Genomic DNA, 24,936 nt, shown 5'->3' on the forward strand with positions numbered 1-24,936 from the left:
TGTCTACGACGTAGCGGGGGACATGGAATTCGTTCGCTGCCACAGGCGGATGCTTCTAGTCTGCGTCGGGTGATGACAGCTGACGACGTGCTGTACGTTCTAACTCTCTTGCGACGGGCGAACGTTGACGTCTGGATCGGTGGAGGGTGGGGAATCGATGCTCTGCTCGGCGAGCAGACCCGAGACCACCGCGACCTGGACCTGATGCACCGGAAGGACCAGGAAGCCGCCGCGCTGGGGGCACTTGGTGAGGCGGGCTTCGTGGAGAGTGTGGATGGGAGGCCCATCCGATTCGTCATGGCAACTGCGGACGGACGGGAGATCGACCTTCACCCGCTGGTCTTTGCCGACGACGGCTCAGCCGTGCAGGCATCCCCCGAACCGCAGCGCCCCTTCACCTATCCCTGCTCGTGTTTCGTGACCGGCACCATCAAGAGAATGCCTGTCCCGTGCTTGTCCGCCGAGCAGCAAGTCCACTTCCACCAGGGATACGAGCCGTCGGAACGCGATCGGCACGACATGGCACAACTGCGCCGCGCCTTCGGGATCACCACGCACTTCTGATCCAGCCTGACCCAAACGAAAGGCCCTGGCGTTCCGCCCTCTCCGCCCTCTCCCACGGTCTGACCCCGAGCTGTCCGGTGGTTCCGAGGTCGAGGTGCGGGGTTACCGTCACGGGATCGGCACCCGCCTTCGCCCGGACCCGCACATGGGGAACGTTCATTGCCGTACCGGCCTCGGTGGTGTTGCGCCACACCAGGCCGGCGGTTGCGGACTCGCCGGGCTTGAGCAGGACGGGCCGTGGCTGCACGTCGGGCCCGGTGCCAGTGGTGATGTCGCCGCTGCCGTCGAGGATTTGGATGCCGTGGACAGGGTTGAGGTCGTCGTCCAGGAGTTCCAGGAGTGGGTATCCGTCGACGGTGTAGTCGCGCGTGCCGCAGTTGTCGAGGTGGAGGCCCACGACGCGCAGTCCCATGGCCGCGTCGCCCTTGTCGGCGCTGACCCGGATGCCGGAGGCGGGGCACGTGCCCGGCGCGGCAGGCGCCTCGCCTGCGGGAACCTTGGTCACTTCGAGGACCTTTGCCCCCGTCACCCGAGGGGCGGCGGGGGGCAGTTCTCCGGCCCTGACGGTGCCTCGCACGGTCTTTCCGGGGCCGACGTCACGCACGGTCGCGGTTTGGTTGGTCATGGCCCCGCCGTCACCGCTCATGAAGGTGAAGACGACTGAGTAGGTCAGGGTCTTGGTGCCCTTGTTGGTGACCTCGTAGGCGGCAATGACCCCCGAGTCCACGGGGAGGCTGTCGGCGGAGACTGAAGTGGTGCGGGTGGGTGAGGGGGAGGCCGAGGGGAGGGTCAGCGATGTGATCCGTACGCCGTCCTTGCCCGGGTCGTCGACCTGTGTGTGGGGCGGCGGTTCGCATGCCGTGAGGAGCAGGGCGGACGCGGCCAGGGCCGGCAGAAGTGAAGCGGATCTTCGCATTCATTCACTTCATCAGGGCGCGAGCCACACGCGTGTGGTGGAGGCCATAATTCCGGCCACGAGAGTGCTACAGGTGGGTTTTTGACGACGCGGTGGCTTTTCCACACCGGCTGGCCCATCGGCGTACCTGCCACGCTCTGGCTCGCCGCCGTTCAGTCGGTGGCGTGGCCGGGTGCCTTCCGCGGGATGCAGAAGAGCGCAAGGGCGGCGGCCGTCAGGTAAGCGGCCGAACCGATGGCCATGCTGGCCCGCAGCCCGGTGGTGAAGTTGCCTGTGGCGGCCAGTAGGGAGCCTCCCAGCGCGACGCCTGTGGCACTGCCGACCTGGCGGGTGGTGTTGAACAGGGCGGAGGCGGTGCCGGAGTACTTGTCAGGGGCGGCCGCCATCACGGTGGTCGTCGACCCGGTGAGGGCGAAGGACGTACCGAAGCCCGCGGCCATCATCGGCGCCACGAGCAGTGCGTAGCTCGGGTTCGGTCCGGCCGCGGCCCAGCCGGCCAGGCCTGCCCCTCCAAGAAGCAAGCCGGTGACCACAAGCGGGCGGTGTCCGCTGCGGCGTGCCAGCCGTCCGGAGAGGACGGAGGCGAACATCGTCATGGCCACTGCCGGGAAAAGGGCGAACCCGGTGCGCAGCGCGGTCAGGCCGCGCTGGTGCTGGAAGTACAGGCTGGCGGTGAAGATCATCCCGTAGAAGGCGAAGTTGAACAGCAGGCCGATGATCGCTCCTCCGCTCATCGCGCGGGAGCGCAGCAGCCGCAGGGGCAGCACGGGGCTGCGGGCCAGGTGCTCCCGAAGGACGAACGCGGCCGCTGCCAGCAGGCACAGGCCGGCCCCGGTCAGGATCAGTGGGTCCGTCCAGCCGCGTCGTCCGGCCTCGTTCAGTACGGCGGTCAGCAGGGCCACCATCGCGACGATCGCGCACTGGGCCGGCCAGTCCACGGGGCGGTCCGTGCGCCGGGCCGAAGGGGGCACGCGGCGCAGTGTGAGCAGCAGGCAGACGCATCCGACGGGCAGGTTGATGAAGAACACCCAGCGCCAGCCCACGGTCGTGACGAGGAGGCCGCCCAGGAGGGGCCCGGCCGAGGCGGCGATGCCGGCCATGGAGCCCCACAGGCCGAACGCCCGGGAGCGCTCGGCGGGGGAGGGATACGCCTGTTGGAGGAGAGCGAGGGAGGCGGGCACGATCAGTGCCGCGCCGGCGCCTTCCAGCAGCCGGGCGGCGATCAGAGTACCGGTGCTCTGGGCCAGTCCGCAGCCGGCCGAGGCAGCGGTGAACACCACCACTCCGGTGCAGAAGATCCGGCGATTGCCCAAGCGGTCTCCCAGAGCGCCGCCGGTGAGCAGGAGGCCGGCGAAGATCAGTGTGTAGCTGTTGGTGATCCACTGAATCCCTGTCAGCGAGGCCGACAGTTCCCGCCCCATCACCGGAACGGCGACGTTGATGACGGTCACGTCCAGGATGACCATGAAGTAGCCCGCGCAGACAGCGAGCAGCGGGGCCAGGGAGCGGCCCGAAGCCGCAGACCTGTCCGGTCCATGGGTCTGGGGACCACCGGCACGCACCATGGCAGCACCGTAGATCAGGAACACGCCTCCCTCGGCAGACCCGCGCCGTGTCAAGTTCTTGCGGACCGCTGCCGGCATCGGACGGCGGGCAATGTTCCAGACCTTGGGTGCGTCACACCCCGGGGGACTGCGATCAGCCTTGACCCTGCTGCTTCAGATTGATGCGGGCGGCGTTGCGGATCCGCTTGGTGCGGCCCCGGGCGGCGAGGATTTCCAGGGCGGCCGCGTTCGGCGCTTCGGCCGTTTTGCGCTGGAGCCAGTCAGATGACTCGAGCAGAGCATCCGGACGCCACGGCTGCCTGAGCATGACGGCCCGGAAGAGAGACCATTCGTGAAGGCGCCGGGTCAGGAACGGGTAGCGCGTCGTGGCCTGGGTCATCTTCGCGGCCCAGGACTCGTAGGCGGGTCCGGAGTGCAGATCGGCGGCTCGGCGGTCCACATGCCGCAGGACGGCGGACTGGGCCATCGTCTCGTCCGGGTCGGTGAGTACTTCGCTGACCAGGTCGACCTCGTCGGCCTCCGTGACCTGCTCAAACTCCCGCAGGTAGGTCCAGAAACGCAGGTGCTCCGCGGGTTCCTCCTCCTGCCCGGCGTCGTGGTGATTCATGGCAGTACCTTGGACACCTGCGGCGACTTGCGGCACCACGGCGGCAGGTCCTTCGCGGAGAGCCGCCGCATCTCGCCGGTCTCGGCCGCCAACTCGGTTACGAACTGGTGGAGTTCGGCGTCCGCGTAGGTCTGGCGCATCACGGGATGATTCTGGCTCGCCGATGGGTAATTGGGCCAGCCGATTTCGAAGTCACGATGCTCGCCGGTGACAACGACCGTGCCACGACACAACTGCGTCTTCACGGCTGGGAGGTCCGAGTCCGCATCTGAATCCGAGGCGGCAGTGGGCAACCGTCGGTCGGTGGACTGGCCGTCTGTCGGCGGGGTGTCGGCATCCGTCGCGGCGGTCGGTGATCCGTAGGCGATGTGTCGGTCAGCGCTGGAACTGTGGATGGCAAGCTGCTCCCTCGGGAGCGGCCGCAACCGTCTCGCCTCTCAGAATCCAGGGAGCCTCCCGTCATGTCGTCCACTTCCTCCGCTCCGCCCTGGGATGTTCACCGGCTGCCGCGCGCAGAGGGCAGCGTCTTCTTGGTCACCGGCGGCAACACCGGTATCGGGTACTTCATCGCGGAGCAGCTTTCAGCGACCGGAGCCACGGTCGTGCTGGGCTGTCGGGACCCGGCGAGAGCCGAAGTCGCCCTGACGTCGATCCGCTCTCGCGTGCCCGGCGCGCAGGTACGGGCAATCCGGCTGGACCTCGCTGACCTGTCGTCGCTCAGCGCAGCAGTGGAATCCCTGGAGGTGAGTGCTCTGCATGCGGTGGTCCACAATGCCGGCGTCGCGCTCGACGACCCGCCGCGTCGCGAGACAGGGGATGGCCATGAACTCATGTTCGGCACGAATCACCTCGGGCATTTCGCGCTGACCGGTCTGCTGATGCCGCTGCTGTCGGCCGCACCTGCGGCGCGTGTCGTGACCGTCGGTAGTTTCGCGGCGAAATCGGAACGGCTGGACCTGGACGACCTCCAGTCCCGGCGGGACTACCAGGCCAAACGTACCTACGGACGAAGCAAGCTGGCCCAGATGTACTTCGGGCTCGAACTCGACCGCCGCCTGCGCACCCTCGGCAGTTCGGTGGAGAGTGCAGTGGTCCATCCCGGCGGTGCCCTGGACGCCCTCACTCCGTCACGGCCGCCGGTCCATGTGCGAAGCCTCGGCGCGCGGCTGCGCGCGGCACCCGCCGCTCTACTCGTCCAAGGCAAGCACGCCGGCGCCTGGCCGGCGGTCCGAGCGGTGCTCGACCCGGCCGCGTGCGGAGGACAGCTGTGGGGGCCACGCCTGTTCAGCCTGCGCGGCGCACCCCGACAAGAAGCGGCATGGAGTCATCTCGCCGACACTGCCGTCGCGGCCGGGCTGTGGGACGCCAGCTGCGACCTGACCGACCACCTTCGAAACCTGGGCGCGCGACCATCTGCGCGCAGACGCCTGAGCGGCCCCTGTGACGCTTCGAACTCCTAGCAAATTCCCCTGTCAGGCGTGGCCGCACGCGCGGAGGAATAGTTGAGCCGCGTGGATCGGCCGGCGCGGATCGGGGGCGGCCGGACTCCGGGAGTGCAAGGGCGATGAGTCTCGTCGCGGTTCCCGGTCTGTATACCCGACACGCGATCAACCGTACTCGAGGAGAGCATCATGACCGCCACCTACACATTCGACGTCTTCTCCAGCCTCGACGGCTTCGGCGCAGCCAGCGGAAACTGGACCGGCTACTGGGGCAAGCAAGGCCCCGAGCTCCTCGAGCGCCGTCTCGCCCTGTACGACGACGAGCAGCGGATGGTCTTCGGGGCCAACACGTATCGGGCGTTCGCGCAGATGCTGGCCTCGAGCACCGAGGACTCCGAGGTGCGTGACCCATGGGTCACCCGGATGAGGAACCTGCCGGCGACGGTGGTGTCGACCACGCTGGAAGGGCCCCTCGACTGGCCGGATGCGAGCGTCGCCGCCGGCGATGCCGTCGATGTCGTCGCTCGGCTCAAGAAGGAGTCCAACGTGCCGTTGCGTTCGCACGGCAGTCTGTCGATGAACCGGGCGCTGATGGCCGCCGGCCTGGTCGACCGCGTCCAGGTGACGCTCTTCCCCGTGATCACAGGTCAGACCGGATTGGACCCGATCTTCCAGGGTGCGGCCGACTTCGACCTCGAGCTGATCGAGCACCGGACCCTCGACGGCGGCATCCAAGAACTCATCTACCGGCCCGCCCTGCATGTCTGAGCCCAGGGACCCGGAGCAGTCAGCGGCATTCGCAGACTTCCTGGCCCGACAGCCGTCGGTCGGCGAGGAGTGACTTTGAGACGGGCACACCGCGATCAGGTTGCTGACTGGTTGAGCCAGCTGATCGCCGGGAGCGGTGGGCATCGAGTCCGACCGCGATCCCACCCCGGCCCGTGACGAGGTCGTCGAGGTCGGCGCGTGCGGCCTGTACGGAAACGATTGGACATCTCGCAGGGCGCGTTCGCGCCGCGGTCGGCCAACTGCAAGCGCGCCGCGGGACTCGTCGCCGTCGCCGGCGCCGTCCTCGATCCGCAGGCCTTCATCAGTGACCGGTTCCCCCTGGACCAGTACGCGACCGCGCTGACGCGCTTGCGGGCCGGCCAGGGCCGCAAGACCATCGTCGTCCCCTGGCAACACCTGCTTAGCGTTCGAAGGTGCCGGTGAGTCGACCTCGGGCCAGGACCGCTGGGCGGACGGAGGAGAGCAGGGAGCGGGGTCGGGCGCGCTCCGGTGCGATTTCGGCTGCAGTGTCGCGGACGTCGGCGTCCAGGGCGAACAGCTGGAAGGTGTAGTGGTGCGGGCCGTGTCCCTTGATCGGAGCGGGGCCCAGGTACCCGCGTCCGATGGTTGAGCGCAGCACCTGGACCCCGGCCGCGGGCTGCCGGGCGGACAGGGCGCCGGCGGGAAGCTGGTGAGGTGTGTCGAGCTGCGCCGGGTCGATGAGGGCGACGCAGTGCACGGCGGGCTTGGGCATGGGGACGTCGGTGTCCTCCATGACCAGGAGGAGCTGCGCGGTGTCGGGAGGCGGAGGGCTCCAGGACAGGTGGGGCGACAGGTCGCTGCCGCCGATACGTTTGCCGGCGTGCTCCAGCGGGATCGCCCCGCTGTCGGTGAAGTGCTCGCTGGTCATTCTCAGGAGGTCGGGACCCTGGAGGTTCGGCAGGTTCCAGGCTATGTGGGCCTCGCCTGCCCGGCGGTTGCTGAGAAGTCGTCCGAGAAGGTTCATCGGGTGGCCTTGGGCATGTGGAGAATCTCCGTGTTGGTGGTTGGTGGCTGTTTCGCCGGGTTCGGGGAGGACGTCCTCGACGCTGCTGCGGTCAGATGTTCTCGGCGAGCCGTCTGATCAGCGGAGCGGCCGCTGCTAGGTGTGTCAGTTCGTCCTGCGTGAAGGCTTCCGCGAGGGCTCGTGCCAGTAGGTCGGTCCGGGCGCTGCGCTTCTCTTGAAGGTCACGAGCTCCGGCGTCGGTCAGGGACAAGACCTTGCGCCTGCCGTCCTGGGGGTCCGGACGCCGCTGGATCAGGCCGGCAGCCTGCAGTGCACTGAGTGTCGCCCCCATGGCCTGCGGGGTGATGTGCGCCTGACGGGCCAGTTCCGAGGAGGTTGCCGGGCCCGTGCGGTCCAGTTGCTTCAGCGCCGAGCGCTCGGGTTCGGACAGTTCGCCGCCTTCGACGCGCACCTGGCGCACCCGGCGAACCAGCAGGCCGACGCTCGCCAGCAGGGCTGCGCCAACTTCATCGGGGGTCGGATCCTCAGGCATGATATTAAGGCTAACTTATAAGTCTGCCTTAGCGTAGTGCGGCGCTGATCTGCTCATCCGAGGCGGCCCGGAAGCCGCAGCGGCTCGGCGGACCGCCGACAGAGCGGACGGGCGTGGGTGGCCACGCGGCGGTTGTCACTCACCGGCATCCATGAGGTGGTCCTCACCTATGTCGATCTGTCTGTCCTGTCTCGCCGCATCAGGACAACCGTCGCCAAGTCGCCATGGCCGGAGCAGGGTTGAACGGCTCGGTCCGGAACTGAGGGGGCGCCGACGCGACGGTCAGGATGTGTTCAGACTCCGGCTGACAAGGTCGGGCCTCATGACCGATACCTCTGAGACTTCTGGGGCGTACGCGCCCTCTGAGGCGGCCCCGGGCCGCCGGCTGCGCTGGAACAAGGTTCCGGAAGTCACCGCGTACTTCTGGATCATCAAGGTGCTGTGCACGACGGTCGGCGAGACCGCGGCGGACCTGCTGAACGAGAAGTTGGGCCTGGGCCTGACCGGCGTGTCGCTGCTGATGAGCGCGCTTCTGGCGGTCGTCCTGGTCGTCCAGTTCCGCACGAAGGCCTATCGACCCGGCGTCTACTGGCTCGCCGTGGCACTGATCAGCGTGGTCGGCACCTTGATCAGCGACAACCTCACCGACAACCTGGGTGTGCCGCTGGAGGCCAGTACCGCGACGTTCGCCGTGGCCCTCGCCGTGGTCTTCGTCGTCTGGCATCGGCGCGAGCGGACCCTGTCCATCCACAGCATCGACACGACGCCCCGCGAGGTCTACTACTGGCTGGCAGTGCTGTTCACCTTCGCGCTCGGCACCGCGGCCGGCGACCTCGTCGCCGAAAAGATGGCCCTCGGCTACTGGGTCTCCGCCGTCCTGTTCGCCCTGGCCATCGCCGCCGTTGCCGTCGCGCACTTCGCGCTCGGCCTGAACGCCGTGTTCAGCTTCTGGATCGCCTACATCCTCACCCGTCCCCTCGGTGCCTCGATCGGCGACTATCTGTCGCAGCCGACCGGTGACGGCGGCCTGGGCATGGGCACCGTGATCACCAGCGTGATCTTCCTCGCGGTCATCCTCGGACTGGTCATCCACCTGTCGGTGACCCGGCGGGACGTCGAAGAGTCCGCGCCGCTCACCCCGCAGGAAGGCTGATCACGAAGCTCGCGCCCGGGGTGTGCCTCTCGTCGTGGTGCACCTCGCCGCCGACTGAGCGGGCCAGGCGTCGCGACAGCGGCAGCCCCAGGCCCGCTCCGTCGTGTCCGTCCCCGGGCCGGGCGCGGCGCCCCGGCTGGAAGAGCTGCGGCGCGAACGACTCCGGCACGCCCGGGCCGTCGTCCGTGACATCGACGCGGACGTCGCCCGCACGGGCGCACGCCCGGATCTCCACCCGGGAGCGTGCGTGTCGCAGCGCGTTGTCGAGCAGCGGGCTCGCAATGCGTTCCAGGAGTGTGCCCGGGACCCCGGCCGACAGGCCGGGATCCCGGACCGTGACGACGACCTCCACGTTCCCGGCGGAATCGGCGCGATCGGCGAGGCCGCGCAGCACCATGGGCACATCACTGACGCCCCGTGTGGTGGCCGCGCTGTCGCGGGCGTCGTCGAGGAGGGTGTCGCAGATCATGCGCATGGACCGCGCGGCGTCCGCGATGGCGTCGTGTGTGGTCCGGGTGTCGGCGGCGGAGCGGGGGCGGGCCTGCCACCAGTCCAGCTCGGCGATGATCCGGGCGAGCGGGTTGCGCAGCTCGTGCGACAGCTCCCGCGTGAGCTGTTGCTCGTGTCGCAGCAGTGCGCGAATACGGTCGAGCAGCGCGTCCAACGACCCACCCAGCTGCGTGAGTTCGGTGGGGCGCTCCACGCTCCCGAAGCGTTCCTCGGAGGCTATTGCGCTCCACTGCGCGGCATGCTCGGTCATGCTGCGCACCGGTCGTAGCGCACGCCCCACCGCCAACCGGGTCAGCGCGTAGGTGCAGGCCAGCATGACGGCGTCGAGCGCGAGCGAGGCGTAGAGCATGTCATCGGCAGAACTGCTGTAGGGGGAAAGGTCCAGCGCGGTGACCACCGAGGCGTCACTTTTCCCGTCGGGCACCGGCAGCGAGCACAGACGGACCGGCCCATGGGCCTGCACGGTGACGCAGCGCCGGCCGCTGCGTGCGGCCAACTGGTCGGCGGCGCGTGTCAGTGGCCCGGCAGCGGCGGACGGCGGCTTTTCGAGCAGCCTTCCTCCGTCGTAGATCCACACGTTCGTGTCCAGCAGTTCCTCACCCGGCGTCTCCAGGACGCGCACCCTGGGTCCGCTGGTGTCGACGGTGGCGGCAACGGCGGCGGCCCGCGTGCGGAGCTCGTCGTCGGCCTGGTGCTGGAGGCGGTTGCGGACGACGGTGTTGAACACCGCGGTGAGGATCACCATCAGGAGCGTGGCGGTGGTCAGCGCCACCAGGGCCAGGCGCCCGCGCAGGGTTCGCGGCCAGAACCATGAGGCGTACGGCCTCATGACAGGCGGTGTCCGACGCCGCGCGCGGTGGTGACGGTCAGCGCGCTGCCGCCGTCGCGGAGCTTGCGTCGTAGCCGGGTCAGATACTGGTCCAGCGTGTTGTCACTGACGTGGGCCCCCTCGGGCCAGCCGGCCCGGATGAGCTCCCGCCTGCGGACGATGGCGCCGGACGCGGCCATGAGAGCTGCCAGCAGCCGGAACTCGGTGGGAGTGAGGGCGACACGCGTCCCCCGCACCGTCAGGCTGTGCCCGACCGGGTCCAGGAGCACATCTCCGCAGGTCGCGGACTGCGACGAACCGTTGCGTTTGAGGGCCGCCCTCAGTCGCGCGGCCAGCTCCATCGTGTGGAACGGCTTGGGCAGGTAGTCGTCGCCGCCTGCCGAGAAGCCTGCCAGGCGGTCGGTGAGCCGATGATGGGCGGTCAGGAAGATGACGGGAAAGACGAAGCCATTGGCTCTGATCGCCTGGCAGACGTCCCGGCCGTCCGCGTCGGGCAGCCCGACGTCGAGCACGGCAGCGTCGACGGCGTCCCCCGCCAGCCGCAGGGCGGTCGCGCCGTCCTGCGCGGGCACGGCGTCGAAATCCTCGTCCCGCAGACTCCGTAGCAGCACATCACGCAGTGCGTGATCGTCCTCGACGACCAGGATTCGATGCCTCATGCCTCTCCCTCACCTGCCTTCACGCGACGCCTCCTGTGCGGACGCGAATCGTATCGTCTACAGTCATGTAGACGATAGCGAGGTGGGGATCGTTCCCAAAACCAGCGCGCCGGGCTGACTGTCGTACCTGCAGTACGCGGCATCTACGGTGAGACATGTGACGCTGAGTGCAAGGTCTCTTCTCCCGGTCAACATCACGCTCGGCGTGCTGCTGATCGTGCTTCTCGCGGTGGCGGCGGGGGTTGCCTACTGGTTTCGTCTGTCTCCCGACTCATCGGCCGGCAGGCCGAGGGAGATCCTGGTCGCGGGGGTGCGTGCGGCGGCTCAGCTCGCCGCGGTGTCCGTGGTCATCACCTGGGCAGTCACCACGGTGGCCGGCCTGGTCGCGTTCCTGGTCGTGATGTTCACCGTCGCCGTACGCACGGCAGGCCGAAGGCTGACCACCAACCGCACCTGGTGGCTGACCGCCGCGCCCATCGCCGCCGGTGTCGTCCCCACGGTGGCCGCACTGCTGCTCACGGGACTGGTTCCCCTCAAGGGCCTCGCCCTTGTTCCGATCGCCGGCATCCTCATCGGCGGCGCCCTGACGGTGACGGTGCTCTCCGGGCGCCGCTCCCTGGACGAGCTGGAACAGCGCCGAGGCGAGGTCGAGGCGGCGATGGCGCTGGGCTTCCTCGACCGGGATGCGCGCATGGAGATCGCCCGGCCCGCGGCATCGGACGCCCTGCTTCCGGGCCTGGACCAGACGCGCACGGTCGGCCTGGTCACGCTTCCCGGGGCATTCGTGGGCATGCTGTTGGGCGGTGCGAGTCCGGTGATGGCCGGGGCGGTGCAGCTGTTTGTCCTGATCGCCCTCATGGCCGTGCAGGCCATCGCGGTCGCCGTAACCGTCGAACTCATCGCTCGACGGCGCCTGTTCCGCCCTGACATGAAGAGCCTCTGAAATTCCGCGACTTCAGGAACCTGGGTCTCGTGGCTCACGATGGTGAGGGGCGTGTTGCGCTCGGCGCGCAGGCGTTGCAGGAGTTCCATGACGGCGATAAGAAGCACTAACAGAAGTCGTTGATCATGTGACTTTCGGCTTGTTCGGTCGTTGGTCTCGGTGTGGGAAAGCGTCAAGCGCGGCCGTGGGTCGTGTCGGATGAACTGTGGTCGCTGATCGAGCCGTTACTGCCCGAGCCGGGCCCGAAGCTGGTGGCGGGCCGGCCGCGGGTGCCGGACCGGCAGGCGTTGTGCGGGATCTTGTTCGTGCTGCATACGGGCATCCAATGGGAGTACCTGCCCCAGGAGTTGGGCTTCGGCTCGGGCATGACCTGCTGGCGACGCCTGGCCGCCTGGAACGAGGCCGGCGTGTGGGGCCAGCTGCATGTCGTGCTGCTGAGGAAACTGCGGGCCTCGAACAAGTTGGACTGGTCGCGGGCGGTGATCGACTCCTCCCACGTCAGGGCAGCTCGGCGCGGCCCAAAAGCGGACCCAGCCCGGTCGACCGCGCGCGACCAGGCAGCAAGCATCACGTCATCACCGACGGCCAGGGCATCCCACTCGCGGTGTCGCTGACCGGCGGAAACCGCAACGACGTCACTCAACTGCTGCCCCTGCTCGACAAGATCCCACCCGTCGCTGGTGTTGTCGGCCGACCGCGACGGCGACCAGACATGCTCTTCGCCGACCGCGGCTACGACCACGACAAGTACCGGCGGCTCCTCTGGCAGCGCGGTATCCGCCCGGTTATCGCCGAGCGGGGCTACCCGCACGGCACCGGCCTGGGCGTCTTCCGCTGGGTCGTCGAACGCACCATCTCCTGGCTGCACGGCTTCCGCCGCCTACGCATCCGCTGGGAACGCCGCGACGACATCCACGAGGCCTTCCTCGGACTTGCCACCTGCCTCATCACCCACCGCCACGTCCAGCGCCTTTGTTAGGACCTCTAAGTCAGGGCTGGCGGTGAGGGCGCGGGCATGCAGGGTGTGCTCGCCCACGTCGGAGCGCGGTCGTCAACGTAGGTGCGCGAGTTCCAGAAACTCGTGCAGGTCATGAGCGGCTTCCAGCACGCAGACGCTGCTAACTCCTACCAGCGCTCCGGCCGCGGCGAGGAGGTGTGCCGGTCTGCGCGGGGGAGGTTCGAGCAGGGCTGCGACTCGGCGGGGGATGATGCCCGGGGCCGGGCTGCGGCCGAGGACCCCCAGGGCCGCTGAGGGCAGGCGTAGCGCGCGGGTTCGTTTGGTGGCCACGGCCGCCTTGGCCACGGTTTCGGCGACTGCGCGCCGGTCGCCGGTGTGGAGTGCGGCGTACTCATCGGCCCACCGCTCGACGGTGTAGGCGACGGACGTGGCCAGCGGGCGGAGCAGCGGGTTGGCGGCGGCTGAGATCTGGGCGAGCGTGACGAACGCGTAGTGATGGTGGTTCAGGTGTGCCCGCTCATGGGCCAGGATGATGTCGTGACCGGTGGGGTCAAGAGCGTCGAGCATGCCGTGGGAGATCACGATCCGGCCGGGCAGGCCTGGCATGGTGTACGCGTCGGCGTGCAGGTCGTCGGTGACGACGACCGACTCCCTCCCGGGGAGGCAGGCCGCTTCGAGAGCGGCTGACCACAGCGCCCCGGCCCGGCGCACGGTGAGGCGGACGGTGGCCGCAACGGCGAGCGTAAGCAGAACGGCTCCTGCCAGGGCCGCGGGCCAGGCTGCCGGGTCGTCGCGGGCGATCACTGTAGGTGAGTAGTCCTCGAGCGCCGCGATCAGCGGGAGACGCACCAGTCCTGCTACGGCCAACAGGCCGAGGACCACGGTGCTGGACACGGCCAGGATCAGTCCGGCTGCTGTCAGCAGCCATGTCGCCAGCCGCGGTTCGAGGCGGCGGGCCAGTGGGCCCGCGCTCAAGCCGGCCAGCGCGGGCAGCAGCAGCGGCAAGTAGACGGCCAGGTGCATCGTTACGTTTCTCCGCTACCCGTCGCTGCCCAGCAGGCGGCGCAGCAGGTCTTCGTCGTCGTCGGACAGCTCGTCCACGAAATGGGTCAGAACAGAGGCGCGGTCGGCGCCTGCCTCCATCACCTGGTGCATGTGCCTGGCCGTCAGCCCCGACTCGTCGGAGACGGGTGCATAGGCGTAGCTGCGGCCCAGCGGCGTTCGTTCGAGTACGCCACGGCTGTGCAGACGGGCGAGCGTGGTGGCCACGGTGGTGTGCGCGGGGGACGCCGTCAGGAGTTCAGCCACGTCTCCGGGCGTCAGGGCGCGTCCGGCCGAGTGCAGCAAGGTGAGGATCTCGGCCTCCAGCGCGCCGTTGGCCCGGCGCCTGCCACCGGTCCCAGATGCCTGTTCCTGAGCACCCAACGCCGTCCTCCTGCCTTCGTGGTCTACAGTCACCCGTATCTTCTATTCGCGAATAGAAGATAATGTGTCCCCAGCCCCGCCGTCACGTCCCAGGTGCGGTGGACCCTGCTCACAGGATGCCTGATGCCTCCTTTGCCTGCCCACAGCCCTCGGCGCGAGAGCATGCCGTTCTGGCCTGCCGTGTCCGTCCTGGCGGTCTGCGGTGTTCTGCTCGGGACCCTGGTTGCCGCGGTCGCGACGCGGGCGTCGCCCTTCGCCCTGGATACGGCCCTGCACGCGTGGATGCTGGACCACCGTCCGTCCTGGGCGCGGCAGTTGGCCGTCATCGTGACCGATACGGGCAGTGGAGCGCCGGCCTATGCGCTGGCGGCGCTGGCCGGAACGCTCGCGCAGCGCACCGCGTACTGGCGAGGCGCACTCACGGGGGTACTCGCTCTGGCCTCGGCGCAAGTGTCACGTATGGCATTGGCCTCGGCACTGGCAAGGCCCAGACCGCCGGCCGCGGACTGGGCGGCGAAAGCCAGCGGATGGTCCATGCCTTCCGGGCACACCACGACGTCCATGGTGGTCGCCCTCTTGTTCACCCTCGCCGTACACCGCAGGGTGCACGGCCGGGGGCGGCCGTTCCTGCTCGCTGTCCCCGGGATCTGGGCAACTACCGTGGGCCTCACTCGCATTTACCTAGGCGTGCACTGGCCGACCGATGTCGCGGCGGGATGGCTGCTGGCCGGCTGCTGGGCCGCGTCGGCAACACTCCTTGTTCTTCTGTGGCGGCGCCGGACCGACCACGCACTCTCGATGGAAAGGCAGCACACGTGAGCGCCATCAGCATCGGACAGGCCGTGATCCTCGGCGTGGTGGAGGGAGTGACGGAGTTTCTGCCCGTCTCCTCCACCGGCCACCTGAAGATCACTGAGGGGCTGATGAACATCCCGGTGGACGACAAGTCCGTCGTCGCGTTCACCGCGGTGATCCAGGTCGGCGCCATCGCCGCAGTACTGCTCTACTTCTTCAAGGACATCGTCCGGATCCTGGGCGCATGGGGACGCGGCCTTCGCCACCGCGACCAGCGCTACCATCACGACTACAAATTCGCCTGGTGGGTCATCTACGCCACCATTCCCGTCGTCATCGTCGGGCTGGCCGCAAAGCCGCTGATCGAGGGCCCGCTCGCCTCGCTCTGGGTCGTTGCCGGATCGTTGATCGTCGGCAGTGGACTGATGTGGGCCGCCGACCAGATGGGCCGGCACAAGCGCGGCGAGGACGACACCACGCTGAAGGACGCCATGCTCGTCGGCTCCTCCCAGATCCTGGCCCTCCTCTTCCCCGGCTTCTCGCGGTCCGGCGCCACCATGTCCACCGGGCTCATCCTCGATCTGGACCGCGTCGCCGCCACGCGCCTTTCCTTCTTCCTCGGCATTCCCGCACTCACCGGCGCCGGCCTGTACGAACTCAAGGACGCCGTCGGAGCCGGTGCGGACACCGCGCCCCTCGTCGTGGGGACCGTGGTCTCCTTCGTCGTGGCGTACGCGTCCATCGCCTGGCTGCTGAAGTACGTGGCCCGGCACAGCTTCAACGCCTTCGTCATCTACCGGGTCATCATCGGCGTACTCCTGTTCGCCCTCCTGGGCACCGGAACCCTCAACGCCTGAGCAGGTCACGGCGACGGCGGAGCCGCCGTCGCCGTCGTTCGGGCCGAGGTCCTGGCAGCGCCCGCGGCAAAGGGCACCTGAACGCATCCTGACTGCCGTGCGGCGCAGCGCGCACCACTCGGTTCGCGGGAGCACCATGGCGGAATGAACAGCTGCCCGGCCCGGCGTATATCGGCGTTCCTTCCCGCTCCTGCCCCTGCTCCCGCGACGGAAGAATGCCGCCCTGAACACCCGAAGCGCTGCCCGGACTGACAGGGCGACCGACTGGTTGCGACGCCGACTCGGCCGCGGGGTCGTCCTGTCCTACGCAGCTGCCCTGCTCCTGCCGGGCCCCGGACTGTGGCTGCGCCGAGCCCACTCGCTGCCCCTCGGCGCGGCAGACCGGCTGTCCTTGAGCACCGCACCGCTCTTGCTCTCTCTGGTGCTCTTCTCGGCCGGACTCCAGGTTCCGGTACGCACGCTGGGCACCCTGCTGCGCCGTCCGATCGCGCTGCTGGCCGGGCTCGTTCTCCACTTGGCGATTCCGCTGCTGGCCATCCCCGCCGTCGCGTTCGTGCTGAGCCGGACGCCCGACACCGACGGCGGCAGCGGCTTGGTCACCGCGATGATTCTGATCGTGGCCATGCCCGTCGCCGCCGGGTCGACAGTGTGGACCGGGAAGGGAGGCGGCGACCAGCCGACCATGGTCGGGCTCGTCCTCGCGTCCACCCTTCTCAGCCCGCTCACCATTCCTCTGGTCACCAGCGCCCTGGTGCCGCTGCTCGGAGGCGGCTACGCCGACAGACTCACCAGGGCGCTGCACGCCGGCGACGGCGGATTTGCCCTGGTCGGCGTGGTCCTGCCGTGTACAGCAGGCATCCTGTGCCGCCTGGCACTACCGGCGCCGTGGCTGCGCCGGGTGGTCGGCATCGGCGTACCCATTGCCCTGGTCGGCTCACTCCTCCTCACCTACGTCAACGCCTGCGGCGCCCTCGGCTCGTTCCTGGCCCATCCGCGTCCGCTGCTGCTGGCCGCCGCGCTGGCCGTGGCGGCCGGCGTCTGCCTGCTGTCGTTCATGGTCGGCCGCGGAGCCGCACGTCTGCTGGGACTGGACGCTCCCGCGGCATCGTCACTCACGCTCGCCTGCGGCATGAACAACAGCAGCGCGAGCGCGGTCCTGATCACCACCACGCTTCCCGACAAACCGCACCTGCTCCTGCCGGTCCTGGCCTACGGACTGCTGCAGAAGACGGCCGCCGGCCGGGTCGTCCGCAGACAGCGGCTACGCGCCAACGTCACGCACCCCATGGCCCACACCTCCTGACCAACGGTCGGCCGGGACAGCAACCGCAGAGTCGCCGGGCACGCACAGCGCCGCAGCGTAGTACCCCGGTACCACCCGCCTGGCCCCCTTCAGCCCCCGGTACCACCGGATCGGGGACATCGCGGTCTTAGCGTTGCGGAGGAGGCGTCAGGCGTGTCCAACGCCTCAGCCCGAAGGAGAGAGAAGCGAATGATCGACGCACAGCAGCTCACCAAGCGGTACGGGGAGAAGACAGCCGTGGACGGTCTGGACTTCACCGTGAAGCCGGGCACGGTGACCGGCTTCCTGGGACCCAACGGAGCGGGCAAGTCGACGACCATGCGCATGGTCATCGGGCTCGACGCGCCGACGAGGGGGTCCGTGACGGTGAACGGCCACCGCTACGCCCGCCACCAGGCACCCCTGCAGGAGGTCGGAGCGCTTCTGGAGGCCAAGTCGATCCACCCGGGCCGCTCGGCCTCCAACCACCTCCGGGCGCTCGCGCTCACCCACGGCATTCCGCGCCGCCGCGTCGACGAGGTCATCGAACTCGCCGGTCTCGGCACGGTCGCGAAGAAGCGGGCCGGTGCCTTCTCTCTCGGCATGGGGCAGCGGCTCGGCATCGCCGCCGCGCTGCTGGGCGATCCGCAGACGGTGATGCTGGACGAGCCCGTCAACGGTCTGGACCCCGAGGGAGTGCTCTGGATCCGCAATCTGCTGACATCGCTCGCGGCGGAGGGGCGGACGGTGTTCGTCTCCTCGCACCTGATGAGTGAGGTCGCCCTGGTGGCTGACCACCTGATCATCGTCGGCAGGGGACAGCTGCTGGCCGACACGACCGTACGGGACCTTGTCCGCGAGGCGGGCGGTGACACCGTAAAGGTCGCGACGCAGGACCCAGCCACGTTGCGGGACGTGCTGTCCGGGCCTGGTGTGGACGTCACCGGCAGCGTCGGATCCGAGGAACTGCAGGTGACCGGGATGACCGCCCGCGAGATCGGGCTGATGGCGGCCGAGCACGGAATCCCCCTGTTCGAGCTGACTGCGAAGGCGGTGTCGCTGGAGGAAGCCTTCATGGAACTGACCAGGGACGCGGTGGAGTACCACGGTTCCACGACCGGTGCCGACACCTTCGGGAGCACAACATGAGCACCCTCACGGCAACCCCCGAGATCCCCGAGACCCCCGGGACCGACCAGGCCACTCAGGGCGGGCCCGTCTACCGGGTGACCGGACGGCGTGTGCTGTCCTCGGAGTGGGCCAAACTCTGGTCCGTGCGCTCGACCTGGATCACTCTCGGTCTGGGCCTGCTGTTCCTCGTCGCCTTCGGCGTCATCGCCGCGAGCCACTACAGGTCCGAGATCGGCTCCGGCCGTCCGATGGAACGTGACTTCGACTCCGCGACGGCCGTGAGCCTGTCCCTCTTCGGCACGAACTTCGCCCAACTGGCCCTCGGCGTACTCGGCGTGCTGGTCACGGCGGGCGAGTACTCCACCGGCATGATCCGCTCGACCCTGGCCGCCGTGCCGCGCCGGCTCCCCGTGCTGTGGTCCAAGGCGGTGGTGTACGGGCTGGTCGCGCTCGTGATCGCCACGTTCGGCGCGTTCGTCGCCTTCCTCGTCGGAAGCCAGATCGTCTCCGGCACGCCCGCTGCCATGGGCCTCGGCCACGCCGGCGTCGTACGCAGCCTGCTGGGCGCCGGGCTCTACCTCGGTCTGGTCGGTGTGATCGGCACCGCCCTGGGCGCGCTGATGCGGTCGGTGGCGGGCGGCATCTCGGTCCTGGTCGCCACCCTCATGCTCGTGCCAGGGCTGATCTCCCTGTTGCCCAGTTCGTGGCAGGGCGACATCAACCCGTACCTCCCGAGCAACGCAGGCGAGGCGATGTTCGCCCTGACGCACGACTCCACCACCCTGTCGCCGACCGCGGGGCTCCTGGTCTTCCTCGGCTGGACGGCGCTGGCGCTGGCCGGGGCGGCGTACCGGCTGCTGCGCAGTGACGTCTGAGCCATTGCCTTCGAATCAGGGGCCGGACCCGCATCATGGGCCGGACCCGCACCATGGGGTGGTGAACTCCGTGATCACCGAAGACCTCGGCGCGATGGGCCCGCTCGTCGCTCGGTTCGGCCGGGCCGGCGTGCGGCTACGGCGCGCCGACCAGGCCCGTCCGTGGGTACTCGACACCGCGGTCGTGGTCCTGGTCTTCCTGGTGTTCTGCCTGCCGGACCTGCTGCACAGGGGCGTTGGGGACAGCGACGGCCCGCGCCGGTTCCGCCTGGCGTTCACCCAGCTCCCCACGGTCGGCATGCTGGCCCTGCAGGCCGGATTGGTGCTGCCGCTGTTGTGGCGGCGGCGATCGCCCGCGGCGGCCTTCGGCGGGGTCACGGCCGTGTTCGTCCTGCAGTGGTCTCTCGGTGCCGCACTCCGCGCGGATGTCGCCCTCTTCGTAGCCCTGTACAGCCTGGCCCTGCACGGGAGGCTGCGACAACTGCCGTGGGCGTGCGCGGTCATGGCGGGTGCGCTGGGCCTGGTCGCGGCGCGGGTCTCGTCGGCGGTGCCGCTCTGGGACGCGCTCTTCTTTCTCCTCAGCACGGCGACCGCGGCCCTCGCGCTCGGCCTGATGATCCGGATCCGGCGGGCCCAGCTGGCCGGGCTGCGGGACCGTGCGGCCCGGCTCGAGATCGAACGCGACCAGCGCGGCAGGCTCGCCGTCGCGGCCGAACGGACACGGGTGGCCCGCGAGATGCACGACATCGTCGGACACAACCTGTCAGTCATCATCACACTCGCAGACGCGGGCGCCTACGCCACGGCCGTCGCTCCGGAACGGGGCACGGAGGCCCTGCACCTCATCGGCGACACGGGTCGCCAGGCCCTCGGCGAACTGCGGCGCCTGCTCGGCGTGCTGCGCGAGGCGGACGGCCCGCGCACCGAACCCGAGCTGAGCCCGCAGCCCGGACTCGCGGACGTCGACGCGCTGTGCGAGGGGGTGCGTGCCGCCGGCCTGAAGGTGATCTACCGTACCGCCGGTGACATCGACGCCCTCGACAGTGGCGTGCAGCTGACCGTCTACCGCATCGTGCAGGAGGCCCTGACGAACGCCCTGAAGCACGCGGGCGCCGACGCCCGTGCGAACCTGGCGATCCTCGTCGAGGACAAGCGGCTGACCATCACCGTCCAGGACTCCGGCCCACCCGCTCCGGCCGCCCGGCGGGGACCGGCCAACGAGGAAGGACACGGCCTGGTGGGCATGCGCGAACGAGCGGCTCTCTACGGCGGACACATCAACGCCGGTCCCGCCGGCGCGGGATGGGCCGTGCGGGCCGAACTCAACCTCGCTCCCCAGGGCGGTGCCCGATGACCACCGTGCTCGTCGTGGACGATCAGCCCCTCCAGCGGTACGGCCTCCGCATGCTCCTCGACTCCGTGCCCGAGACAGAGGTGGTCGGCGAGGCCGCGCACGGAGCCGACGCCGTGCGCAAGGCCGCCGAACTCCGCCCCGACGTCGTCCTGATGGACGTACGCATGCCGGGCATGGACGGCATCGAGGCCACGCGCCGCATCGTCGCCACGGGCGACCGCTCCCGCGTCCTCGTCATGACCACCTTCGACCTCGACGAGTACGTCTACGCGGCCCTGCGCGCCGGAGCCAGCGGCTTCCTCCTCAAGGACGCCCGTCCCGAGGAACTCCTGTCCGGCATCCGCGCCGTGGCCGTCGGAGACGCGGTGATCGCTCCGGCACTCACGCGCCGCCTGCTGTACGAGTTCGCCCAACTCGTGCCCGCCGGCGCGAACGGATCCGCCGAGGACTCGAAGCTGAGCTCCCTCACCGACCGCGAACGCGAGATCCTCGTAGCCATCGGCAAGGGCTGGACCAACGGCGAGATCGCCACCCGCTTCGTCCTGTCGGAGTCCACGGTCAAGACCCATGTCGGCCGCGTCCTGTCCAAGATCGGCGCCCGCGACCGCATCCAGGCGGTGATCTTCGCCTACGACCACGGCCTGGCCCGGCCCCATGGGGGCTGAGCCGATGGGTCTGCGCTCGTGTCCGCCCCGTCAGCGTCGGGCTGTTCGTGGTCCTCGACGCGGGCAGCGTCGGCTGACGGGCTCGGCCCGGAGCCCGTCCTCCGTCCGTACCCGGTCGCACCCCGCCCACGTTGCAGCCGCCCTCACTCCTGCCGGCAACGCACTGTGCTGCCACCGCAGTTGAGGCGCTCGTCCGGAAATTGTCAGACGGCCATTGAGGCTCCCGGGCATGCGCTGAAGCACGTGCTAGCTTCCGCGCATGGAACAACGCGTCAGTCTGATCACCCTGGCTGTTGCCGACCTCGGGCGCTCCCGGGCGTTCTACGAGAGCCTCGGCTGGCGGGGACAAGAGGTCGAAGAGACCATCTTCTTCCAGGCAGGCGGCCTCGGGCTCGTCCTGTGCGGCCGCGACAAGCTCGCACTCGACTGTGGCCTCGACAGCGCTGACGGGACAGGCTTCGGCGGCATCGTCCTGGCGCACAACATGCGCTCCCCGAAGGAGGTGGACGCGCTCCTCACCGCAGCACAGCAAGCCGGAGGCACCATCACCAAGCCGGCCCGGGCAACGCCCTACGGCGGCTACGCGGGGTGCTTCGCCGACCCTGACGGACACCTGTGGGAGATCGCCCACAACCCGGGCTTCCCGCTGGCCGAAGACGGCTCCCTGACCATCCCGGCCTTCGGATCCCCGTAGTGACCTGACGGACCGCTGTAGTTGGCCGCTCAGGGCGATGGTCGTTCGGCGGGGGAGGGCCACTCGGCGCAGCGGCATCGTGTGTGGAGGCATGATTCGCCCGTCCGGTCGGGGCTGCTTCCCCGTTCGAGCCTGTTCAGACCGCGGCCGCGGGGTGGGCTTGACTTCGAGAGCACTCGAATTCGTACCGTGCCCTCATGAGCGACAGCAGCACAGCGCAGCACAAGATCGGTTCGGGTTTCGGCGCCCGGAGCTCCGCCGACGATGTCCTCGCGGGCATCGATCTCACGGGCCGGCTCGCCCTGGTGACGGGCGGATACTCGGGCATCGGCGCCGAGACCACACGCGCACTGGCGAAGGCCGGCGCACGGGTCGTGGTCCCGGCCCGCCGGGTCGGCGCGGCACAGGAGAACCTGGCCGGGATCGACGGTGTCGAGGTGGAAGAAATGGACCTCGGTGACCTGGACAGCGTGCGCGCCTTCGCCGAGCGTTTCCTTGCCACGGGCCGGCCCCTGGACATCGTCATCGACAGCGCGGGGATCATGGCCTGCCCCGAGACCCGAGTCGGGCCGGGCTGGGAGGCCCAGTTCGCCACCAACCACCTGGGCCACTTCGCCCTCATCAACCGCCTTTGGCCGGCACTCGAGCCGGGCGGCGCCCGCGTTGTCTCGGTCTCGTCGACCGGCCACCACGCCTCGGGTATCCGCTGGGACGACGTGCACTGGCGCCACGGCTACGACAAGTGGGAGGCGTACGGCCAGGCCAAGACGGCGAACGCGCTGTTCGCCGTGGAACTCGACCGCCGCGGCCAGCGTCGGGGCGTGCGGGCCTTCTCGCTGCACCCCGGTGGCATCTTGACGCCCCTTCAGCGGCATCTGCCGAGGCAGGAGATGGTCGAGCGGGGCTGGATCGACGAAGACGGCAACCTGCTCCACCCCGACGCGTTCAAGACGCCGCAGCAGGGCGCGGCCACGCAGGTCTGGGCGGCGACCTCCCCCCAGCTGGACGGCATGGGCGGCGTCTACCTTGAGGACTGCGACATCGCCGAGCCCGCCCCGGCGGACGGCTCCCGGGTCGGCGTCAAGGAGTGGGCCACGGACCCGGAGCAAGCGGCCCGCCTGTGGGCACTGTCCGCCGAACTGACGGGCGTGGACGCGTTCGCCGCCTGAGAGATGCGCCGTCGCACCATTACGCGATGACAGGACCAACCGCGCCGCCACGCCCGTTGGACCTGTGCCCCTGACCGTGGCTCAAAGGCCCCTTCGCATGAGAACGCACATCGTCTCGTGGCTACGGATAGACCCGTCGGGCCCTTCCTCGTCCCAGGCGTCCGGTTTGCGGCCGTACGCGACGTAGCCCAGGCGTTCGTACAGGGCGCGGGCCCGGGGGTTGTTTTCCTCCACTGCGAGTTCGGCCCTGCGCAGCCCGCGGTCCCGGATCCGCTGTTCGGCAGCGCGGACGAGCAGCGTTCCCAGGCCGCGGGACTGCAGCGCCGGGTGCACGGCGAGCTGCCACACGAATCCGGACTCCTCGGAGACCTGGAAGTCGATGCCGCCGATCGCCACCGGCAGGTCCTCGGGAGTGCATACAGCCAGGTAGTCCACCTCGCCCGACGCAGCGCGAGCCAGCTCTCGTTCTACGCTGCGCAGGTGGCTGCCCGAGCCGGACCAAGTGCACCTCGGCAGATCCCGTGGCAGCAGATCGCGCACACTGACAGGCAAGATGACGGTTGCGTCGGTGAAGTCGTCTTCGGTAGCCACGCCTTGGAGCATGCCTACCTCTGCGACGGCACGGCAACGCATTTCTCCCCCGGCTCGGCCTCGGGCGTCGGCGCCGACCGGGCAGATGCTCAACCAGGCCGGACTCCCCATTCAGTTCGCCGCCCAGGCCCTCGGCACCCGCACTTGCAACTCGCCCTCTGGAGGACGAGTCAGAGTTTGGCGGGCGTTGCGATCCGGGCTTGGTCAGAGACCTGATGGATTTCCCTACCGGCCGAACCAGCCGATCAGCAGCCGGCTCAGCCAGGGGTTCTCGTCGGACGGCGACGGTACGCGATCTCCGGGAACACTGTCGCCGCGGCGTGCATTGCTGGCCTTGGTCCCGGGCTACTCGCCGGCTGAGGCTGAGGCTGAGGCTGAGGCTGAGGCTGAGCTGTCGGCGTGGTTGCGGTGAAGGGCGGGAGGTCCTGTTCGCAGGATGTGCCGACAGGGGGCGCACGCCACTGAGGAAATAGCGGACAGCATGCCTGCCGATGCAGGTGCTGGGGTTGTCCAGGGCGGTGTGACCGTAGCCGTTGGGGGCGAGCAGGCGGGCGTCGGCGAGTTCTAGTGCCATGGCTTTGCCTCCCTGGTATGGGGTGGCGGGGTCGTAGGTGGGATTGATGACGAGAATGGGGTGTGCGGTGGGTGTGTTCCAGGAGCCGGTGTAGGCCGTGGCAGCCCGGGCCGGCCAGGTTGCACACGGCTCGTTGGCCCAGGCCCACCAGTGGCCGAGATCTCTCGCTCGCGCCGTGCTCAGCCAGAGGCTGTTCCCAATCCCCTTGCGGAACGAGGGAGTTATTCGCTGGACATCGCGTAGGTCAGCGGCGAGCGTTAGCGGGATGGAGAAGGCGAAAATCTGGGACGCGGATGTTGCCAAGCGCTACGACACACCGGGATCGGGCATGTTCGCGCCTGAGGTCCTGGGTCCGACCGTGAGCCGCCTCGCCGAGCTCGCAGGGGAGGGAGCCGCGCTTGAGTTCGCCATCGGGACCGGCCGCGTAGCCGTCCCGCTCGCCGAGCGAGGGATTCCTGTCACCGGCATCGAATTGTCATTGCCGATGGTGGAGCAACTGCGCACCAAGGCGGACGAAGCAACGATCCCGGTGATCACGGGTGACATGGCGACCACCGTCGTCCCGGGGAAGTACACCGTGGTCTATCTCGTCTACAACACGATCTCCAACCTGCTCACCCAGGCTGAGCAGGTCGAGTGCTTCCGCAATGCGGCCCGACACCTCGAGCCCGGTGGTCGGTTCGTGATCGAGCTCTGGGTACCTGAGCTGCGCAAGCTCCCGCCGGGCCAGACAGCTATGGTCTGCCAGGCCGATGTCGGCTACATCGGTCTGGACACCTATGACGTGCTGCGTCAGCACGTCGTGTCACACCACTTCCGGTTCGACGAGACCACGCAGGCTCATTTGTTCCGCAGCCCTCACCGCTACATCTGGCCGGGGGAACTCGACCTCATGGCCCAGCTGGCTGGATTCGAACTGGAAAGCAGGCATGCGGACTGGGCGGGCGGCGCCTTCACTGCAGAGTCGCCCTCTCATGTCTCCGTCTACCGAATTCCGCAAACGTCGTAGCTGGGGTGGGGGTTTCGTGTGTGGGCGACTTCCAAGGCATGCAGCGCACCGGATGAGGCGCTG

The 24,936-nt window shown here is 69.1% G+C and carries 28 protein-coding genes and 1 pseudogene; 17 read left to right on the forward strand and 12 right to left on the reverse strand.

Annotated features, from left to right (window positions below):
- Nucleotides 1-72: 72 nt before the first annotated feature.
- Nucleotides 73-564 (forward strand): nucleotidyltransferase domain-containing protein, encoded by a 492-nt coding sequence (locus OG574_RS44445; RefSeq protein WP_326777894.1) that lies wholly within the window; start codon nt 73-75, stop codon nt 562-564.
- Here the strand turns inward: OG574_RS44445 and OG574_RS44450 are convergent.
- The 4 genes from OG574_RS44450 to OG574_RS44465 form a co-directional block, all read right to left on the reverse strand.
- Nucleotides 548-1,480: a DUF4232 domain-containing protein gene (locus OG574_RS44450; RefSeq protein ID WP_326777895.1), complete on the reverse strand. Its 933-nt coding sequence runs from the start codon at nt 1,478-1,480 to the stop codon at nt 548-550. The two genes, OG574_RS44445 and OG574_RS44450, sit on opposite strands and share 17 nt — an antisense overlap.
- A gap of 152 nt (nt 1,481-1,632) precedes the next feature.
- Nucleotides 1,633-3,069, reverse strand: coding sequence for an MFS transporter (locus OG574_RS44455; RefSeq protein WP_442816897.1), 1,437 nt, complete (start codon nt 3,067-3,069; stop codon nt 1,633-1,635).
- Between the two features lie 109 nt (nt 3,070-3,178).
- The gene (locus OG574_RS44460; RefSeq protein ID WP_326777896.1) at nt 3,179-3,652 is read right to left on the reverse strand and encodes a hypothetical protein; all 474 of its coding nucleotides are present in this window, start codon (nt 3,650-3,652) and stop codon (nt 3,179-3,181) included.
- Nucleotides 3,649-3,795 carry a hypothetical protein gene (locus OG574_RS44465; RefSeq protein WP_326777897.1) on the reverse strand — a complete coding sequence of 49 codons (147 nt, stop codon included), beginning with the start codon at nt 3,793-3,795 and terminating at the stop codon, nt 3,649-3,651. Before OG574_RS44465 ends, OG574_RS44460 begins: the two co-directional genes overlap by 4 nt.
- A 318-nt stretch (nt 3,796-4,113) precedes the next feature.
- Here OG574_RS44465 and OG574_RS44470 point away from each other — a divergent pair, with 318 nt between their 5' ends.
- The 3 genes from OG574_RS44470 to OG574_RS44480 all read left to right on the forward strand — a co-directional run bounded on the left by OG574_RS44470 (nt 4,114) and on the right by OG574_RS44480 (nt 6,306).
- Nucleotides 4,114-5,112 carry an SDR family NAD(P)-dependent oxidoreductase gene (locus OG574_RS44470; protein ID WP_326777898.1) on the forward strand — a complete coding sequence of 333 codons (999 nt, stop codon included), beginning with the start codon at nt 4,114-4,116 and terminating at the stop codon, nt 5,110-5,112.
- Between the two features lie 171 nt (nt 5,113-5,283).
- Nucleotides 5,284-5,862, forward strand: coding sequence for a dihydrofolate reductase family protein (locus OG574_RS44475; protein ID WP_326777899.1), 579 nt, complete (start codon nt 5,284-5,286; stop codon nt 5,860-5,862).
- A gap of 219 nt (nt 5,863-6,081) precedes the next feature.
- Nucleotides 6,082-6,306 carry a hypothetical protein gene (locus tag OG574_RS44480; RefSeq protein ID WP_326777900.1) on the forward strand — a complete coding sequence of 75 codons (225 nt, stop codon included), beginning with the start codon at nt 6,082-6,084 and terminating at the stop codon, nt 6,304-6,306.
- Here the strand turns inward: OG574_RS44480 and OG574_RS44485 are convergent.
- Together OG574_RS44485 and OG574_RS44490 are read right to left on the reverse strand one after the other, a co-directional pair.
- The gene (locus OG574_RS44485; protein ID WP_326777901.1) at nt 6,284-6,868 is read right to left on the reverse strand and encodes a YbhB/YbcL family Raf kinase inhibitor-like protein; all 585 of its coding nucleotides are present in this window, start codon (nt 6,866-6,868) and stop codon (nt 6,284-6,286) included. The two genes, OG574_RS44480 and OG574_RS44485, sit on opposite strands and share 23 nt — an antisense overlap.
- A 91-nt stretch (nt 6,869-6,959) precedes the next feature.
- Nucleotides 6,960-7,400, reverse strand: a complete 441-nt coding sequence (locus tag OG574_RS44490; protein WP_326777902.1) for a MarR family winged helix-turn-helix transcriptional regulator — start codon at nt 7,398-7,400, stop codon at nt 6,960-6,962.
- Between the two features lie 322 nt (nt 7,401-7,722).
- Here OG574_RS44490 and OG574_RS44495 point away from each other — a divergent pair, with 322 nt between their 5' ends.
- Complete coding sequence (locus OG574_RS44495; RefSeq protein ID WP_326777903.1) at nt 7,723-8,553, forward strand: COG4705 family protein; 831 nt, start codon at nt 7,723-7,725, stop codon at nt 8,551-8,553.
- Here OG574_RS44495 and OG574_RS44500 read toward each other — a convergent pair.
- Nucleotides 8,534-9,892, reverse strand: coding sequence for a sensor histidine kinase (locus OG574_RS44500; RefSeq protein WP_326777904.1), 1,359 nt, complete (start codon nt 9,890-9,892; stop codon nt 8,534-8,536). The two genes, OG574_RS44495 and OG574_RS44500, sit on opposite strands and share 20 nt — an antisense overlap.
- Nucleotides 9,889-10,551 (reverse strand): response regulator transcription factor, encoded by a 663-nt coding sequence (locus OG574_RS44505; protein WP_100596717.1) that lies wholly within the window; start codon nt 10,549-10,551, stop codon nt 9,889-9,891. Before OG574_RS44505 ends, OG574_RS44500 begins: the two co-directional genes overlap by 4 nt.
- A gap of 157 nt (nt 10,552-10,708) precedes the next feature.
- On the opposite strand from OG574_RS44505, the gene OG574_RS44510 reads away from it, so the two are divergent.
- Together OG574_RS44510 and OG574_RS44515 are read left to right on the forward strand one after the other, a co-directional pair.
- Nucleotides 10,709-11,494 (forward strand): ABC transporter permease, encoded by a 786-nt coding sequence (locus OG574_RS44510; RefSeq protein ID WP_326777905.1) that lies wholly within the window; start codon nt 10,709-10,711, stop codon nt 11,492-11,494.
- Between the two features lie 161 nt (nt 11,495-11,655).
- A protein-coding gene (locus tag OG574_RS44515; protein ID WP_442816898.1) for an IS5 family transposase occupies nt 11,656-12,473 on the forward strand; the annotation gives its coding sequence in 2 pieces (ribosomal slippage) (nt 11,656-11,985 and nt 11,988-12,473; 816 coding nt in all).
- A 72-nt stretch (nt 12,474-12,545) separates the two neighbouring features.
- Here OG574_RS44515 and OG574_RS44520 read toward each other — a convergent pair.
- Together OG574_RS44520 and OG574_RS44525 are read right to left on the reverse strand one after the other, a co-directional pair.
- Nucleotides 12,546-13,475 carry a M56 family metallopeptidase gene (locus OG574_RS44520; RefSeq protein ID WP_326777907.1) on the reverse strand — a complete coding sequence of 310 codons (930 nt, stop codon included), beginning with the start codon at nt 13,473-13,475 and terminating at the stop codon, nt 12,546-12,548.
- Nucleotides 13,476-13,490: 15 nt separating this feature from the next.
- A complete protein-coding gene (locus OG574_RS44525) occupies nt 13,491-13,877 on the reverse strand; it encodes a BlaI/MecI/CopY family transcriptional regulator (protein ID WP_326777908.1) in 387 nt (128 codons plus the stop codon).
- A 162-nt stretch (nt 13,878-14,039) separates the two neighbouring features.
- Here OG574_RS44525 and OG574_RS44530 point away from each other — a divergent pair, with 162 nt between their 5' ends.
- The 9 genes from OG574_RS44530 (at nt 14,040) to OG574_RS44570 (ending at nt 22,699) form a co-directional block, all read left to right on the forward strand.
- Nucleotides 14,040-14,696: a phosphatase PAP2 family protein gene (locus tag OG574_RS44530; protein WP_326777909.1), complete on the forward strand. Its 657-nt coding sequence runs from the start codon at nt 14,040-14,042 to the stop codon at nt 14,694-14,696.
- A complete protein-coding gene (locus OG574_RS44535; protein ID WP_326777910.1) occupies nt 14,693-15,529 on the forward strand; it encodes an undecaprenyl-diphosphate phosphatase in 837 nt (278 codons plus the stop codon). The genes OG574_RS44530 and OG574_RS44535 overlap by 4 nt, the downstream gene beginning before the upstream one ends.
- Before the next feature lie 268 nt (nt 15,530-15,797).
- On the forward strand, nt 15,798-16,832 hold the full coding sequence (locus OG574_RS44540; RefSeq protein WP_326777911.1) for a sodium-dependent transporter: 1,035 nt from the start codon (nt 15,798-15,800) through the stop codon (nt 16,830-16,832).
- A 189-nt stretch (nt 16,833-17,021) separates the two neighbouring features.
- Entirely contained in the window at nt 17,022-17,960 is a 939-nt protein-coding gene (locus OG574_RS44545; RefSeq protein ID WP_326777912.1) for an ATP-binding cassette domain-containing protein, read from the forward strand.
- Nucleotides 17,957-18,817 (forward strand): ABC transporter permease, encoded by an 861-nt coding sequence (locus OG574_RS44550; protein WP_326777913.1) that lies wholly within the window; start codon nt 17,957-17,959, stop codon nt 18,815-18,817. The genes OG574_RS44545 and OG574_RS44550 overlap by 4 nt, the downstream gene beginning before the upstream one ends.
- A 94-nt stretch (nt 18,818-18,911) precedes the next feature.
- Nucleotides 18,912-20,171, forward strand: coding sequence for a sensor histidine kinase (locus OG574_RS44555; RefSeq protein ID WP_326778813.1), 1,260 nt, complete (start codon nt 18,912-18,914; stop codon nt 20,169-20,171).
- Nucleotides 20,168-20,836 carry a response regulator transcription factor gene (locus tag OG574_RS44560; protein ID WP_326777914.1) on the forward strand — a complete coding sequence of 223 codons (669 nt, stop codon included), beginning with the start codon at nt 20,168-20,170 and terminating at the stop codon, nt 20,834-20,836. The genes OG574_RS44555 and OG574_RS44560 overlap by 4 nt, the downstream gene beginning before the upstream one ends.
- A gap of 259 nt (nt 20,837-21,095) precedes the next feature.
- Entirely contained in the window at nt 21,096-21,530 is a 435-nt protein-coding gene (locus tag OG574_RS44565) for a VOC family protein (protein ID WP_326777915.1), read from the forward strand.
- A 197-nt stretch (nt 21,531-21,727) separates the two neighbouring features.
- Nucleotides 21,728-22,699, forward strand: coding sequence for an SDR family NAD(P)-dependent oxidoreductase (locus OG574_RS44570; RefSeq protein ID WP_326777916.1), 972 nt, complete (start codon nt 21,728-21,730; stop codon nt 22,697-22,699).
- A gap of 81 nt (nt 22,700-22,780) precedes the next feature.
- Here the strand turns inward: OG574_RS44570 and OG574_RS44575 are convergent, their stop codons facing one another.
- Nucleotides 22,781-23,302, reverse strand: a complete 522-nt coding sequence (locus OG574_RS44575) for a GNAT family N-acetyltransferase (RefSeq protein WP_326777917.1) — start codon at nt 23,300-23,302, stop codon at nt 22,781-22,783.
- A 496-nt stretch (nt 23,303-23,798) separates the two neighbouring features.
- A pseudogene (locus OG574_RS44580) lies at nt 23,799-24,167 on the reverse strand (alpha/beta hydrolase); the annotation flags it as partial.
- Between OG574_RS44580 and OG574_RS44585 the strand changes: the two are divergent.
- Nucleotides 24,130-24,873, forward strand: a complete 744-nt coding sequence (locus OG574_RS44585) for a class I SAM-dependent DNA methyltransferase (RefSeq protein ID WP_326777918.1) — start codon at nt 24,130-24,132, stop codon at nt 24,871-24,873. The pseudogene OG574_RS44580 and the gene OG574_RS44585 sit on opposite strands and share 38 nt — an antisense overlap.
- The last annotated feature ends 63 nt before the right edge of the window (nt 24,874-24,936 follow it).

The sequence above is a fragment of the Streptomyces sp. NBC_01445 genome (assembly GCF_035918235.1).
Lineage (GTDB): Bacteria > Actinomycetota > Actinomycetes > Streptomycetales > Streptomycetaceae > Streptomyces.

Coding starts and splice junctions, on each gene's coding strand:
- OG574_RS44470 (WP_326777898.1), top strand. CDS start 4,114: ATGTCGTCCACTTCCTCCGCTCCGCCCTGGGATGTTCACCGGCTGCCG.
- OG574_RS44560 (WP_326777914.1), top strand. CDS start 20,168: ATGACCACCGTGCTCGTCGTGGACGATCAGCCCCTCCAGCGGTACGGC.
- OG574_RS44530 (WP_326777909.1), top strand. CDS start 14,040: ATGCCGTTCTGGCCTGCCGTGTCCGTCCTGGCGGTCTGCGGTGTTCTG.
- OG574_RS44565 (WP_326777915.1), top strand. CDS start 21,096: ATGGAACAACGCGTCAGTCTGATCACCCTGGCTGTTGCCGACCTCGGG.
- OG574_RS44485 (WP_326777901.1), bottom strand. CDS start 6,868: ATGAACCTTCTCGGACGACTTCTCAGCAACCGCCGGGCAGGCGAGGCC.
- OG574_RS44500 (WP_326777904.1), bottom strand. CDS start 9,892: ATGAGGCCGTACGCCTCATGGTTCTGGCCGCGAACCCTGCGCGGGCGC.
- OG574_RS44460 (WP_326777896.1), bottom strand. CDS start 3,652: ATGAATCACCACGACGCCGGGCAGGAGGAGGAACCCGCGGAGCACCTG.
- OG574_RS44570 (WP_326777916.1), top strand. CDS start 21,728: ATGAGCGACAGCAGCACAGCGCAGCACAAGATCGGTTCGGGTTTCGGC.
- OG574_RS44505 (WP_100596717.1), bottom strand. CDS start 10,551: ATGAGGCATCGAATCCTGGTCGTCGAGGACGATCACGCACTGCGTGAT.
- OG574_RS44450 (WP_326777895.1), bottom strand. CDS start 1,480: ATGCGAAGATCCGCTTCACTTCTGCCGGCCCTGGCCGCGTCCGCCCTG.
- OG574_RS44490 (WP_326777902.1), bottom strand. CDS start 7,400: ATGCCTGAGGATCCGACCCCCGATGAAGTTGGCGCAGCCCTGCTGGCG.
- OG574_RS44550 (WP_326777913.1), top strand. CDS start 17,957: ATGAGCACCCTCACGGCAACCCCCGAGATCCCCGAGACCCCCGGGACC.
- OG574_RS44495 (WP_326777903.1), top strand. CDS start 7,723: ATGACCGATACCTCTGAGACTTCTGGGGCGTACGCGCCCTCTGAGGCG.
- OG574_RS44445 (WP_326777894.1), top strand. CDS start 73: ATGACAGCTGACGACGTGCTGTACGTTCTAACTCTCTTGCGACGGGCG.
- OG574_RS44545 (WP_326777912.1), top strand. CDS start 17,022: ATGATCGACGCACAGCAGCTCACCAAGCGGTACGGGGAGAAGACAGCC.
- OG574_RS44520 (WP_326777907.1), bottom strand. CDS start 13,475: ATGCACCTGGCCGTCTACTTGCCGCTGCTGCTGCCCGCGCTGGCCGGC.
- OG574_RS44555 (WP_326778813.1), top strand. CDS start 18,912: ATGGGCCCGCTCGTCGCTCGGTTCGGCCGGGCCGGCGTGCGGCTACGG.
- OG574_RS44575 (WP_326777917.1), bottom strand. CDS start 23,302: ATGCTCCAAGGCGTGGCTACCGAAGACGACTTCACCGACGCAACCGTC.
- OG574_RS44475 (WP_326777899.1), top strand. CDS start 5,284: ATGACCGCCACCTACACATTCGACGTCTTCTCCAGCCTCGACGGCTTC.
- OG574_RS44585 (WP_326777918.1), top strand. CDS start 24,130: ATGGAGAAGGCGAAAATCTGGGACGCGGATGTTGCCAAGCGCTACGAC.